Here is a 13,379-nt window from a genome sequence, read left to right as displayed (position 1 = left end):
CACGGGAGTGGCGCGTTCATAGTTTATGAACGCGATCGTCGACATCATCGTGCCGGTGTTCGGCATGGTGCTGGTCGGCTGGGTGATCGGCCGCAGCAAGCTCCTCAGTCCGGAGGGCTTGCGCGGCTTCACCGCCGTCACCTTCTACGCGCTGTTCCCCGCACTACTCTTCCGCTCCATGGCCAAGGTGCGGCTGGAGACGCTCGAGCCGCAGGTGCTGCTCGCCTTCTTCAGCGGCGTGATGGTCCTCTACGGCATGCTGATGGTGCTGGGCCGGATGCAGGGGTTGCGGCTGGGCGACCGCGCCATGTTTGCGCTGAGCGGCTCCTTTTCCAACGGCGTGGGCATCGGCATTCCGTTCATCAGCTACGGGTTCGGCGAGCAGGGGCTGGTGCCGCTGCTGATGATCATCAGCGTGCATTCGCTGATTCTGCTCACCTTCACCTGCTTCCTGATGGAGATCGACGGGGCAGGCGGGCGGCGCAGCAACCTGCTGAAGCGCCTGGGCGGTGCGGCGCTCTCCATGCTGAAGCACCCCGTCATCCCGGCGATCTTCGCAGGCCTGCTGTGGGGCGAGATCACCACCCACATTCCCGGAATCGCGATGCCGGCGGTGATCGACCGCATCCTCCAGGCCCTTGCCGCGGCGGCGCCGCCGTGCGGCCTGATCATGGTCGGCGCCTCGCTCGCCCATGTCGGGCTGAAGGGGCACTGGCAGTCGGCGGCCGTGGCGTCGGTCTTCAAGCTCGCGCTGCTGCCGGTGCTGGTCTGGACGATCGGTCGCTACGTCTTCCCGCTCGATCCGCTATGGCTCACCGTTGCCACTTTGAATGCCGCCCTTCCGGCCGGCGCCAACGTCTACCTGATCGCCCAGATGTACGGAGTCGGGGTCGCCCGCGCGACCAACGCGGTGGTGATCTCGACCGCCGCCAGCGTCTTCACGCTGTCCGTGGCGCTGTTGTTGCTCGGGGTGCAGCCGCGGTAGGCTCGAAAATCGGAGGTTGGCCATGACGTATGAGACGGTTCAGGTGCGCGAGCTCGAGGGCGGGTGCGGTGCCGAGGTGCTGGGGCTCGATCTCAAGGCGATGAGCAATCGCCAGTGGGACGAGGTGCAACGCGCCTTCGTCCAGCATGGCGTGATCTTCTTCCGCGACCAGAACCTTACGCCCGAGCAGCACATCGAATTCGCGCAGCGTTGGGGCCAGATCGACATCAACCGCTACTTCACGCCCGTCGCCGGCTACCCGCAGATCGCCGAAGTGCGCAAGGAGCCGCAGCAGCAGAAGAACATCGGTGAGCGCTGGCACACCGATCACACCTACGACCAGATCCCCGCCATGGGCTCGATCCTGGTGGCGCGCGAGCTGCCGTCGAAGGGCGGCGACACGCTGTTCTCCAACGTCTACCGCGCCTTCGAAACCTTGTCGGAAGGCCTCAAGCACACGCTGCGCGGGCTGAACGCGGTGCATTCTTCGGCGCACCGATTCGGCGCTGCGGCGCGCAAGGCCAGCGGCAGCGATCACGTGTTCCACAATGCCGACCAGGTGGGCGACGTGCTGCACCCGGTGGTGATCCGCCATCCGTTGAGCGGCCGCGAGGCGCTCTACGTCAATCCGGACTTCACGCTGCATTTCGAGGGCTGGAGCGTAGAGGACAGCAACCCGCTGCTCGAGTATCTCTACGCGCACGTGACGCGGGGCGACTTCACCAGCCGCTTCCAGTGGCGCCGCGGCTCGATCGCCTTCTGGGACAACCGCGCCACCTGGCACAGCGCCCAGAACGACTATCAGGGCGAGCGGCGCCTGATGCACCGCATCACCGTCGCCGGCTGCGCGCTGCAGGCGGCGACGGCTTAGCCGTTCTGGAAGTCTACGGCTTCAGGCGGATCGTCATGGCGGCGACGCCGGTCGCCAGATTGTAGCCGGCATCCTTCACGACGCCCGAGGCCAGCATGCCGACCTCGGCGTTCGGGCCGCCATAGATCCAGTTGCCGCCGGCCTGGTTGCCGGCCGCGACCGTGCCCTGCTCGCCGACATAGGTGCCGCTCAGCTGGGTGGGGCCGCGGTCCGAACCCAGCGAATAGACACGCCAGATCGTGTGCACGGCCTTGGTGTAGCCGATGTCGATGCCGACCTTGTCGATCGTGCCGGTGTACTGCGCCGTCGACACGCCGTCCTTGCCGAGGAACACGCAGTCCAGCGGCTTGGCCGAACCCAGGATATAGCCGGTGCTGCCGCCGACATTGCAGGTCAGCGAGCCGATATAGATGCGCGAATTCGCATTGGTCGTGTTGAGCTGCTGCGCGCTCGACTGCTGCAGGCTGCAGGCGCCGGTCGACAGGGCGAGAGCGGCCAGGGCGGCCGTCATGACGACGTTCTTCATAAACACTCCTTCAGGGGGAGGGCCGCCCACAGGGGGCCCGTCCGGGAGACAGCCACTACCACGACTCAAGGCCCGGCGCCCGTCATCACCGCTTCCTGATCCTCTGGCGCGTAGAAGAAGTCGCCGGGCCTGAAATCGTGGCCGAGGTCGCCCAGCAGGCGGCGCTGGCGCGGCGTGCAGCGGTCGAGAATCGCCGTGTAGGGGCCGCTGAAATCGTAGGCGCGCATGAACATCTGACAGTAGTTGTAGAGCAGCGTCTTGCGTGCCTTGCCGGAATGGTTGGGGGAGGGCCCGTGCCACAGCGCGTGCGGAAAGACGTAGGCGTCGCCCGCCTTGCCGAGCAGCGGTACGGCGCCCGGCATGCCGGGATGGGGCACACGCTCGGCGCGCTCCGGGAAGCTGCGCAGATGACTGCCGGGGAAAACCGTGAAGTTGCCGCTGTCCGGGCCGGTCACGTCGGTCAGCAGATACATGACCTTCACGGCGAGCGGCCGGCTGGTCTCGCTGACGCGGATCGCCTTCTGCGCCTGCCCGCCGTCGGTGTGGGTGTAGCCCGGGAAGGTGTCGGTTGAGGCACGCACGATCGCCTGGCTCATCGAGAACTGGATGTAGGGGCCCATCAGGTCGAGGATCAGGTCGAAGATCGCCGGCCGGTCGATCAGGTCGATGAAGGCCTGGTGATAGGGCAGCAGGTCGCGCCGGTCCATGAACGCGTCGTTGTTCTGGTCGGGCAGCTTCCACGCATAGTGGCCGCGCGGCAGCGCACCCGGCGCGGGCTCATAGCCCGGCTCGGGGCGAACTTTGTCGTCGAGCAAATTCGAAAAGAAATCCACTTCGGCCGGGGACAGCGCGCCTTCGATTTGCAGGTAGCCGTCGACGGCCCACTGCTCGCGCTGTGCCTCGGTGAGTGTGCGCGTGGTGTTGGCCAGCATGCGTTCCTCCCTGGAAGCCTGCTGCCAGCCTAGCGCGGTCCGCCGCCCGTGTCGGCGGCGGCCTCTCGCCTGGCGGCCGGGCGAAGTCGTGCCCGGCAGGGGCCTTTAGCGCGCGTCGCGCTTCGCCTGGGTACGCGCGCCCTGCTTGCGGACGCTGCCGCGCACCGATCCCGGCACGTGGTTCTCGACGGCGACACGCGCCTTGCCGCGAACGACCTTGGCGGGGCCCTTGGCCTTCGCCGGGGTCTTGGCCGTCTTGGCCTTCTGCTTCAGCGCCAGCGCCTTCTTTGCGCTGGCGACCAGGTCGGCCTTCGCCTTGATCTCGCCGCGGCGCGCCGTCTCCGTCTCGATGCGAGCCAGCGCTGCCGACAGGACCTCGAGCTTCACAATGGATCCCTCGTCGGCCTTCGGCGGCGTCGCGCCGCGCGGGCGCGCCTTGCCGCGCATCTCGCGGCGCTGCCGGTCGGCCACTGTGCGCGCGCGGTCGCGGCGCGTGCGCAGGCGCTTCACCAGCCGGTTGAGTTCGGTGTCGGTCAGAGCGCGCGCGGCGCGCACGGCCGACATGCCCACCAGTTCGCGCTCGCTCTCGGTGAGGGCCCGCAGTTCCTGCTTCGTCGTAATTGCCATCGTCGGTCTCCTTGAAGGGGAGTGCCTCCTTGCCAATCAAATTCGCGCGCGTCTACCGCAGCGCCTGCCAAAGAAGCGCGATACCCGACACGGCCATCACGATGTCGAGCATGTACTGGAAGGCGGCGACGCTCAGGCGTTCGACGATCAGCCGCGCGAGATAGGTGCCGGCCATCACCGAGGAGCCGGTGATCAATCCCTTCGCCATGATGTCGGTGGGCAGCGCGCCGAAGGCCTGGAAGGTGATCGCCTTGCTGATGTAGAGCGCGAGCGAGCCCGCGGCTTCGGTGGCGATGAACGCGCCCTTGACGAGTCCGTGCGCGGCGAAGGCGGGCACGCTGAGCGGTCCGGTCGAAACCACGATGCCGGTCAGGAAGCCGATCACGATCCCGGCCGCGAACATGCCGCCATAGCCCAGCGCGATGTTGCGCCGGGCGAGCCAGCGTCGGCCCGGGATCATGGCGAGGAAGAAGAGTCCGAGTGCGGTCTCGACGGTGTTCTCGGGCAGGGCGAGCAGGGTGCGGGCGCCCAGTGCGGCGGCGGGAATGCCGCCGGCTGCGTAGGCCGCGGCGGCGTGCCAGTCGATGTGGCGCCACCAGGCCGTGATCTTGGCGAAGTTCGACATCAGCGCGACGACCGCCATGATCGGCACGGCTTCGCGCGGCCCGAAGACCATGACCAGCACCGGCAGCAGGATGACGGTCGCGCCAGTGCCCACGATGCCGCTCACCGTCCCGGCGATGAATCCGACGAACAGGACGAGGGCGTAGCTCAGCATCGCGTCTCCCAACCTCGTCCGCACGAGGGGAAGAGGTGCGCGCTCTTAGCGGGATTCTCCGCGGCACGCGATGTCTCTTGCCGCGCGTGTCCAGCGGGGCCTATAACGCGATTTGCGAATAATTCGCAACTGGAGTGCGCAGCTTGGGTGGCGAGCCGACGGCCTTGGCATTGTACGCGGCGCATCGACATGCGCTGACGAGCTATGCGAGCGGCATCGTCGGCGATCATGCGCGTGCCGAGGACGTCGTCCAGGAGGCGTGGCTGCGGTTCGTCTCGGCGATGGCCAAGGGCCCGCTGGAGGAGCCGGTCGGCTATCTCTATCGCATCGTGCGCAACCTCTCGGTCGATTGCCGCCGCCGCATGGCGCGGGAGCGCGTGGTTGGCAGCGAGAGCCTGTCCGAAGCGGAATCGCTGGCCGACGGCCTGGCATCGCCCGAGGTACAGGCTTCGGCGCGCCAGGATATCCGCCGGCTGATCGAGGCGATGGAGGAACTGCCCGAGCGGACCCGCATCGCCCTCGAGATGCGGCGGATCGAGGGCTGCAAGCTCAAGGAAATAGCGGCCCGCCTGGGCGTGTCGGTCCCGGTTGCCTACCAGATCGTGGCCGAAGGGCTGGCGCATTGTCACCGCCGGATGAGCGCAGACCGGTAGCCCAAGATCTTTCCAAAATTTTTCGACCGCCGCGGCGTCTAGTGTGACGTGGGCGTGCGGATGCCCTGAAATCGGTGGCCCCTCTGGCCAAGGACGGACATGTCGATCGACAAGGACCAGCAGGATGCCTCGGTCGCGGCGGCCCACTGGCTGCTCGCGTTGGAGGAAGAGCCGGACAATGTCGACCTGCGCCGGCGCTTCGAGACGTGGCTCGCCGAGAGTCCCGAGAATGCGGTCGCCTGGTCTGGCGTGTCCGACGTCTACGACGCGCTCGGGGCGCCGGCCTATGTCGCCCATCGCGCTGCCCGTGAGTCCCGGCCGCCTACCGTTGCGTCCGTCACGCGGCTGGACGGCGCCCGTGCGCGACGTCGGCGCTTCCTGCTCCCGGTCGCGGCGCTGGCGCTCGCGGCCTGCCTCGCTCTGGTGATCCTGCCCGGTCTCCTCCTGCAGTGGCAGGCCGACCACGTGACCTCCGTTGCCGAAAGCCGGTCGGTCATGCTCGACGACGGGTCTTCGGTCCGGCTGGCGCCCAGCAGTGCCATTGAGGTGCTGGGCGCTGGCAGCCGCGGCGTGCGGCTCTTGCGCGGAGAAGCGCTGTTCGAGGTCGTACCCGACAGCGCGCACCCGTTTCGTGTCGAGGCCGGCGGCGTCGAGACGACCGTGCTCGGCACGGTGTTTGATGTACGGCTGCTGGCAGACGGGGCGTTCGTCGCGGTGCGCCAGGGCGAGGTGCGTGTCGATCGAGCGGCTGCACCCGCTGTCTCCGAGCGCTTGAAGGCCGGCGATTGGGCGAGGGTCGAGCGGGGCGCCGACGTCGCGCGCGGGACCGTGCCGCCCACCGAAGTCGCGGCGTGGCAGAGAGGGCAAATCGTCGCCCGCGATCGTGCGATCGCGGACATCGTCGACGAAGTGGGCCGTTCGTTCCAAGGCGTCGTGCTCGTCACCGACGGCGCGCTGGCCCGACAGCGCGTCACCGGCGTCTACAATCTCGACGATCCGGTTGCAGCCCTGCGTGCGGCCGCCGGTGTGCATGGCGGCGTCGTCCGCCAAGTGTCTCCCTGGCTGATCGTCGTCTCCACGAATTGAGCGCGCGAACTTTTTTCAAAAACTACGCCGGCGCCGGACGTTGATTGACCACGCGCCGATCTGAGACGCCGCCGCAGACCCGGTCGCCGCGCCATATCGTTGGGAGAGAGTACGATGGCGGTTGTCGGGGGACGGGCCAGGCAGGCCCTGCAGGGCGTTGCATTGGCACTGGCGACGGTGACGGTTGTGGGCAGTGAGGCGTCTGCTCAATCCGAACCCGGTATCGGCATCGTCCAGGCGCAACAACGCAGCTTCGACATTCCGCCGCAGCCCCTTGCCGGCGCCCTCGCCGCTTTCGGCCAGCAGTCGGGCATGCAGGTCTCGATCAGCGCCGGCATGGCCCAGGGCGTCTCCTCGCCGGGCGCGAGCGGCGCCATGACGCCGGCGCAGGCGCTCGACCGGCTGCTGGCCGGAACCGGCATCGTCTATCGCATCACCGGCAACACCGCGATGCTGCAGCGCCTCTCCGACAGCGGTGCGGTGCAGCTCGACCCGGTGCAGGTGCAGGGCTTCAGTGTTCCGCAGCAGGCGATGATCGACAACCTGCCGCCGCCTTATGCGGGCGGGCAGGTCGCGACCGGGGGCCAGCTCGGCCTGCTGGGTAACCGCTCCGTCATGGACACGCCGTTCAACCAGACGAGCTACACCGCGAAGAAGGCGCAGGATCAGCAGGCCAAGACGATCGTCGACGTTCTGGCCGATGATCCGTCCGTGCGAAGTTCGCGCGGCAATTTCAACGTCGGTACGGAGGGGCTGCGCATCAGGGGATTTGCCGTCGATCCCCTGGGCTGGTCCTATGGTGGACTGTACGGCGTGCTGCCGGGCTTTTCGCCGATGGCCGAGTTGGCGGAGCATGTCGAGGTCCTGAAAGGCCCGAGCGTCATGCTGAACGGCGTGCCGCCAACCGGCGATATCGGCGGTACGGTCAACGTGGTTCCCAAGCGCGCGCCCGAGGCCCCGCTCACGGAGGCGACGGCGAACTACATCTCGGCCGGCCAGCTCGGCGGACATGTCGACTTCGCCCGCCGCTTCGGCGAGGACAAACAGTTCGGCGTCCGCGCCAACGGGGTGTTCCGGGCAGGCCAGACGGAGCTTCAGTACAATTCCGAGCAGAGGGGCCTCGCGACGCTCGGCGTCGACTATCGCGGCGAGCGCGTCCGGCTTTCGGGCGACTTCGGATTCCAGTCGCAATACATGGCCGGAGCTTCTCCCTATCTCGGCCTCGCCGACGGCGTGGCCCTGCCGGGGGCGCCGAGTGCGCGCACCAATCCGACGGCGCAGCCTTGGGGATATGTCGAGCGCAAGGACGTGTTCGGGGCGGCCCGCGCGGAAGCCGATCTCCTTGATAACGTCACGGCCTATGTCGCGGCCGGCGCCCGCGACACCCGCTTCAGGGGCATGTATTCCGTCCTGACGACGATCACGAATTTCGACGGAGACGCCACCGCCGCCGCGCCGTTCAACTTCACCGCCTATAAGTCGACCTTCACGGCGACCGCGGGGGTCCGCGCGATCGTCGATACCGGCCCCATCAACCATCAGTTCGCCGTCACCGCGACGACCTTCGCGCAGGAGGAAGGCCAGGACACGATCGTTCAGGGGGCAGGCTTCGCCACCAACATCTACAATCCCACGACGATCGCCCGACCGGATATCGCGACACCGGCGCCGCACAAGACCTCGACATCCCGTCTCACCAGCATCGGCATCGCCGATACGCTTTCCGGCGCCAACGGCCGCGTCCAGCTCACCGTCGGTGGCCGTTTCCAGCGGGTCGAAGCGGCGAACTTCAATGTCGTGAGCGGCGCGCAGACGTCGAGCTACGATCAGAGCGCGTTCAGCCCTTCGGTGGCGCTGGTCGTCAAGCCGTTCTGGGACAACGTCTCCTTCTACGCCAACTTCATCCAGGGCCTGCAGCAGGGCGCCGTCGTTCCGCAGCCATTCGTGAATGCCGGCGAGATCTTCCCACCCTACCAGTCCACGCAATACGAAGCCGGCATCAAGGTCGACTGGGGCAAGTTCACCACGACCGCCAGCTTCTTTCAGATCTCGCAGCCGAGCATTCTCACCAACGTCGCGGCCAACACGCAGTATCTGGGTGGCGAGCAGGTCAACCAGGGCTTCGAGCTGAACTTCTTCGGCGAAGTGACCGACGGCTTCCGCGTGCTCGGCGGCGCCATGCTGCTCAACGCCGTGCTGACGAAGACGCAGGGCGGGCTGACCGACGGCTGGATCGCGCCGTTCTCGCCGGGTGCGCAGTTCAACATCGGCGGCGAATGGGATCTGCCCCATGTGAGGGGACTGACGTTGACGGGGCGCGCGACCTACACCGGCTCGCAGTTCATCGATACGCTGTCGCCGCGCCGCAGCCTTCCGGAGTGGACCCGCTTCGATCTCGGCGCTCGCTACGCGTTCGAGAATCCGGGAGCCAAGGGCAAGCTGCTAGTCGCCCGGTTCAATGTCGAGAACGTGCTCGATTCCAATTATTGGGCAGGCGGCACGAACTCTTCCCTGATGTATCTCGGCGCGCCCCGGACCTTCAGGCTCGCGATGACGGCGGATTTCTGAGGCCCCGCTGGCGGCCGCCTCGCGGTTGGCAGATCGCGCCCATGTCCTGCGCGCCCTCGAACTGAACGCGCGGCGCGTTTCTATTTGCGAGCCATTCGCATCTGCGGTACGGGAGAGAACCGGGAGATGGCGCGCCTTTGTCTACAAACGCAAACTTGCTGTTCGTCGAGCATCGGCAGGAGCTGGTCGATTATGCGGCCGGCATCGTCGGATCGAGGACTCAGGCAGAGGACCTGGTGCAGGAGGCGTGGCTACGCTTCGACGAGGTCGCACGGCAACGGCTGCTAGCCGAGCCGCTGGGCTATCTCTATCGGATCGTCCGCAATCTGGCGCTCGACGGTCAGCGGCGCGGCGCGCGGGAGCAGAGGATATTCGCCCCGGTCGAGCTCGACGTGGCGGCCGCCGCTTCCCCGGACAAACCCGCGACACCCGAGGCCGAGGCGCTCTATCGCGACCAGCTTCGGATGTTGAGTGTCGCTCTCGACGAGTTGCCGGAACGCACGCGTATCGCCTTCGAAATGCACCGCTTCGGCGGCAGCAAGCTGCGGGAGATCGCCGAGTTCCTGCAAATCTCCCTGCCTCTCGCCGGGGTGTTGGTGGCCGACGCCGTCCAGCACTGCAAGGAACGGCTGGGCTGGTCGTGATTTATTTCTAGAATCCGCTTCCGCTGTTTCGTTGACGGGATAGGACCATGCTCGCAGCCGATCGCGAGGGCTGGCCGGCTTGGGAGAAGGGATGGAGACGAAGACGGACCCGGCACGCCAACGTGCCTCGCGCGAGGCCACGGAGTGGTTGATCGTCTTGCGCGAAGAGCCGGAGGATCGCGCCCTTCGCCAACGGTTCGATGCATGGCGCGACGCGAGCCCGCTGAACGGTTCGGCGTGGGAGGCGACGGCACGGGTGACAGACATGGCGGGTGCGGTTGCGCCCGTGCATGCCGACAAATGGCAACCCTTCGTGGCACAGCGGCGCCGCGAAGCCCATCCGCAACCCCGACGCGCAGGCGGTGGTCTGTTCGACTGGGTGAAGCGCCGCTGGGCGCTGGCTGCCCTGGGCGGCGTTGCCGCAGCGGCGGTCGCAATCGCCGTGATGCCGGCGGCGTTGCTGCGCCTGCAGGCCGACCATCTCACCTCCACGGCCGAGCTGCGCAGCTTCTATCTTGAAGACGGCAGCACGGTGACGCTGGCGGCGGCCAGTGCGATCGCGGTCACGTTCAATGGCGGCGAGCGACAGGTACGGCTGATCGCGGGTGAGGCCTTCTTCCAGGTGAAGCCCGATCCGGCGCGACCGTTCGTTGTCGAGGCCGACTCCGTCCGCACCACGGTGCTGGGCACGAGCTTCGACGTCCGTCGCGACAGTGACGGCGTTACCGTCGCCGTTCAGGAAGGCGTCGTGCAGGTCGCCTTGGCCCTGTCGGACACGGCGGAGCGCCTGACGGCTGGCGATGTCATCCGCGTGGGCTGGAACGGATATTCGCAGCGGGCCAAGGAGGCGCCGCAGCTCGTCGCCGGCTGGCGCAACGGCCAGCTCCTCGCGGAGGACCGGAGCCTGCAGGACGCGGTCGACCAGCTCCGCCGCTACTACGACGGATCCATCATCCTGACGGATGCGTCGCTGGCCACGCGCCGCATCACCGGCGTCTACAACCTCGCCGATCCCGAGGAAGCGCTGCGCGGGATCGCCCGAGCGCACGGGGCGAAGGTTCGCCGCGTCACGCCGTGGCTCCTAGTTGTCTCTGCCGACTGATCTACGTCAGCCACTATTTTTAGAATCCGCTCCCGCCGCGTCGTTGCATTGGTAGGGGAGCAGGCTGCGACGTCCAGACGGACGAGCCGCCGCCATCGCGCCGGTTCCCGCGTGGGAGATGGAGTTCGGCGTGAAGAAGAGCGTGACGGGGACGATGTCCCTCTTGGCGGCGATGACATTGAATGGCGAGATGGTCCGGGCGCAGGTCGTCGTCCCAACCGTGGAGACCGCGCAATCGAGCGGGCAGCGCGTCTACAGCATCGCACAACAAAATCTCGCCAGTGCGCTCGTCCTATTCGGGCAGCAATCGGGCCGCCAGATCACCGTCGATGCCGCCCTTGTGCGCGGCCTCTCCACGCCCGGTATCCAGGGAACGTTCGGCTTCGAAGAGGCGCTGCGGCAGCTGCTTGCCGGCACAGGCCTGATCTTCACGACGTCGGGCGCGACGATCGCGCTTCAGCGCTCGGGACAAAGCACCGATGCGCTGCAACTCGACCCGGTCCAGGTGCAGGGCGTGGCGGTGCCGCCGCAGGCCATCATCGACAATGTCCCGCCGCCGTTTGCCGGCGGCCAGGTCGCAACCGGCGCACAGCTTGGCCTCTTCGGAAACAAGGGCGTCATGAACACGCCGTTCAGCCAGACCAGCTATACCGCCGAGACCGTCGAGAACCAGCAGGCCCGGACGGTCACCGAGGTGCTGGCGAACAATCCCTCGGTACGAATGGCGACGTCGGAAACATCGTTCGTGCCGAGCACCTACATACGCGGCTTCTTCGTCGCGCCCTGGGACGTCTCGTTCAACGGCCTCTATGGCGTTCTGCCGGGACAGACGATCAGCGCCGATTTCGTCGAGCGTGTCGAGTTGCTGCTTGGTCCCAGCGCACTGGTGAGCGGCATGCCGCCGCAAGGCAGCATCGGCGGCATGCTGAACATTGTCCCGAAGCGCGCGGTGGAGACGCCGATCACGCGGGCCACCGCAACCTACGCCATGAACAGCCAGTTCGGCGGTCATGTCGATGTCGGCCGCCGCTTCGGCGACAACAAGGAGTGGGGCGTCCGCTTCAACGGCAGTTATCGCGGCGGCAACACGGCGGTGCAGAATCAGTCGCAGGAGATGGGCCTTCTGGCGCTCGCGCTCGACTATCGCGGCGAACGGGCGCGGCTGGCGGTCGACCTCGGATACCAGCGGCAGTATGCGACGGCGGCCTTCCGCAATTTCGGCATCAATCCAGGCATCGCTATTCCGGCGGCGCCGAGCGCCACCTCCAACGTGGCGCAGCCCTGGAGCTATTCGGACATCGAGGACAGGTTCGGCAGCTTGCGCGGCGAGTTCGATATCTCCGAAGAGTGGACGGTCTATGGTGTGCTGGGGGGCCGCACGACCCGCTCGAACACCATCGGTGGGCGGCCGACGATCACCAATGCGATGGGCAATCTCGCGAACCCGATCCAGTACATTCCGTTTCTCAACCAGACCGATAGCGAAGAGGTCGGGATACGCGGTCGCTTCGACACCGGGCCGATCCATCATCAGGTATCGCTGGTCGCCAACCGGCAGTTCACTGTCACGTCGAACCAGTATCCCACGCTGACGACCGTCACCTCCAACATCTACAATCCGACTTTCGTCGCGGCGCCCAACGTCCCGTTCCTCAACCCCAATCGCGCCAGCGATTCCCTCGCCTACAGCTATGGTTTCGGCCACACGATGTCGGGAGCCGACGACCGCGTGCAGTTGATCTGGGGCCTGCGCCAGCAGCAGATCGAGAGCAACAACTACAACAACGCCTCCGGTGTGCTGACCGGCAGCTACTCCAGCGGCGCGCTGACGCCAGCTGTCGGCGTCGTCTTCAAGCCGTGGGAGAACGTCTCCTTCTACGGCAGTTACATGCAGGGCCTTCAGCCGGGCAGCATCGTTCCCGCGAACTTCGCCAATGCCGGCCAGGTCCTGCCGCCCTTCGTATCGAGCCAGTTCGAGATAGGCGCCAAGGTCGACTGGGGACGCCTGATCACCACGCTGGCGCTTTTCCAGATCACCCAGCCCAGCGGCATCGCCAATGCGTCGAACAACACGTTCTCGGCCGACGGCGAGCAGCGCAACCGCGGTATCGAGCTGAATGCGATGGGGTTGCTGACCGACCAGGTGCGCGTGCTGGGCGGCGTGACCTTCCTGCAGGGTCGCCTGCAGAAGACCGGCAATGCTCTCACCGACGGCAAGGTCGCCACGGGCGTGCCGGACGTGCAGCTGAACGTCGGGCTGGAATGGGACACGCCCTGGATTCGCGGTCTCACCCTGACGGGGCGCGCGATCTACACCAGCGCGCAGTACTACGACAACGCCAATACCCAGCAGATCCCGAGCTGGGTCCGCTTCGATGTCGGTGCGCGCTACGGCTTCGAAGTGCAGGGCCGGCCGCTCAGCGCCAAGCTCAACGTCCTGAACGTCGGCAACAACAACTACTGGGAATCGGCGAATTCCCTGTTCGGCCTGGCCATGGGCGCGCCGCGTACCGTCCTCGTCTCGCTATCCGCCGACTTCTGAGATGGGACTGACCCTGACGGGGCGGAGAGTGGATCGCCGCGCCCTCGAAAAATTGGGCGTCCCGG

General features: G+C 66.9%; 12 protein-coding genes. 8 read left to right on the top strand and 4 right to left on the bottom strand.

Annotation, left to right across the window (positions count from 1 at the left end; translation table 11 throughout):
- The first annotated feature begins 25 nt into the window (after positions 1-25).
- Together ACO07K_RS18760 and ACO07K_RS18755 are read left to right on the top strand one after the other, a co-directional pair.
- Positions 26-985 carry an AEC family transporter gene (locus ACO07K_RS18760; RefSeq protein WP_422030472.1) on the top strand — a complete coding sequence of 320 codons (960 nt, stop codon included), beginning with the start codon at positions 26-28 and terminating at the stop codon, positions 983-985.
- Positions 986-1,007: 22 nt separating this feature from the next.
- Positions 1,008-1,856: a TauD/TfdA dioxygenase family protein gene (locus ACO07K_RS18755; protein ID WP_422030470.1), complete on the top strand. Its 849-nt coding sequence runs from the start codon at positions 1,008-1,010 to the stop codon at positions 1,854-1,856.
- A 13-nt stretch (positions 1,857-1,869) separates the two neighbouring features.
- Here the strand turns inward: ACO07K_RS18755 and ACO07K_RS18750 are convergent, their stop codons facing one another.
- From ACO07K_RS18750 to ACO07K_RS18735, 4 genes are all read right to left on the bottom strand, one after another.
- Positions 1,870-2,382, bottom strand: coding sequence for a DUF992 domain-containing protein (locus tag ACO07K_RS18750; protein WP_422030469.1), 513 nt, complete (start codon positions 2,380-2,382; stop codon positions 1,870-1,872).
- 65 nt (positions 2,383-2,447) lie between these two features.
- Complete coding sequence (locus tag ACO07K_RS18745; RefSeq protein WP_422030467.1) at positions 2,448-3,314, bottom strand: phytanoyl-CoA dioxygenase family protein; 867 nt, start codon at positions 3,312-3,314, stop codon at positions 2,448-2,450.
- A 105-nt stretch (positions 3,315-3,419) separates the two neighbouring features.
- A complete protein-coding gene (locus ACO07K_RS18740) occupies positions 3,420-3,941 on the bottom strand; it encodes a hypothetical protein (protein WP_422030465.1) in 522 nt (173 codons plus the stop codon).
- Positions 3,942-3,993: 52 nt separating this feature from the next.
- Positions 3,994-4,716, bottom strand: coding sequence for a sulfite exporter TauE/SafE family protein (locus ACO07K_RS18735; protein WP_422036675.1), 723 nt, complete (start codon positions 4,714-4,716; stop codon positions 3,994-3,996).
- Positions 4,717-4,862: 146 nt separating this feature from the next.
- Between ACO07K_RS18735 and ACO07K_RS18730 the strand changes: the two genes are divergently transcribed.
- The 6 genes from ACO07K_RS18730 (at position 4,863) to ACO07K_RS18705 (ending at position 13,314) form a co-directional block, all read left to right on the top strand.
- The gene (locus ACO07K_RS18730; RefSeq protein ID WP_422030463.1) at positions 4,863-5,372 is read left to right on the top strand and encodes a sigma-70 family RNA polymerase sigma factor; all 510 of its coding nucleotides are present in this window, start codon (positions 4,863-4,865) and stop codon (positions 5,370-5,372) included.
- Between the two features lie 99 nt (positions 5,373-5,471).
- The gene (locus ACO07K_RS18725) at positions 5,472-6,458 is read left to right on the top strand and encodes a FecR family protein (RefSeq protein ID WP_422030461.1); all 987 of its coding nucleotides are present in this window, start codon (positions 5,472-5,474) and stop codon (positions 6,456-6,458) included.
- 114 nt (positions 6,459-6,572) lie between these two features.
- Positions 6,573-9,026, top strand: coding sequence for a TonB-dependent siderophore receptor (locus tag ACO07K_RS18720; RefSeq protein ID WP_422030459.1), 2,454 nt, complete (start codon positions 6,573-6,575; stop codon positions 9,024-9,026).
- 155 nt (positions 9,027-9,181) lie between these two features.
- On the top strand, positions 9,182-9,670 hold the full coding sequence (locus ACO07K_RS18715; protein ID WP_422030457.1) for a sigma-70 family RNA polymerase sigma factor: 489 nt from the start codon (positions 9,182-9,184) through the stop codon (positions 9,668-9,670).
- Between the two features lie 91 nt (positions 9,671-9,761).
- Entirely contained in the window at positions 9,762-10,772 is a 1,011-nt protein-coding gene (locus ACO07K_RS18710) for a FecR family protein (RefSeq protein ID WP_422030455.1), read from the top strand.
- Positions 10,773-10,902: 130 nt separating this feature from the next.
- Positions 10,903-13,314 (top strand): TonB-dependent siderophore receptor, encoded by a 2,412-nt coding sequence (locus tag ACO07K_RS18705; protein ID WP_422030453.1) that lies wholly within the window; start codon positions 10,903-10,905, stop codon positions 13,312-13,314.
- The last annotated feature ends 65 nt before the right edge of the window (positions 13,315-13,379 follow it).

The organism is Reyranella sp. (genome assembly GCF_965228225.1).
GTDB lineage: Bacteria > Pseudomonadota > Alphaproteobacteria > Reyranellales > Reyranellaceae > Reyranella.
The sequence above is the reverse complement of the archived record's forward strand: the minus strand, read 5'-3'. Positions and strand labels throughout refer to the sequence as shown.

Excerpts from the sequence above, each read along its gene's own strand:
- ACO07K_RS18720 (WP_422030459.1), top strand. The coding sequence starts at position 6,573 with ATGGCGGTTGTCGGGGGACGGGCCAGGCAGGCCCTGCAGGGCGTTGCA.
- ACO07K_RS18755 (WP_422030470.1), top strand. The coding sequence starts at position 1,008 with ATGACGTATGAGACGGTTCAGGTGCGCGAGCTCGAGGGCGGGTGCGGT.
- ACO07K_RS18750 (WP_422030469.1), bottom strand. The coding sequence starts at position 2,382 with ATGAAGAACGTCGTCATGACGGCCGCCCTGGCCGCTCTCGCCCTGTCG.
- ACO07K_RS18745 (WP_422030467.1), bottom strand. The coding sequence starts at position 3,314 with ATGCTGGCCAACACCACGCGCACACTCACCGAGGCACAGCGCGAGCAG.
- ACO07K_RS18740 (WP_422030465.1), bottom strand. The coding sequence starts at position 3,941 with ATGGCAATTACGACGAAGCAGGAACTGCGGGCCCTCACCGAGAGCGAG.
- ACO07K_RS18725 (WP_422030461.1), top strand. The coding sequence starts at position 5,472 with ATGTCGATCGACAAGGACCAGCAGGATGCCTCGGTCGCGGCGGCCCAC.
- ACO07K_RS18710 (WP_422030455.1), top strand. The coding sequence starts at position 9,762 with ATGGAGACGAAGACGGACCCGGCACGCCAACGTGCCTCGCGCGAGGCC.
- ACO07K_RS18760 (WP_422030472.1), top strand. The coding sequence starts at position 26 with ATGAACGCGATCGTCGACATCATCGTGCCGGTGTTCGGCATGGTGCTG.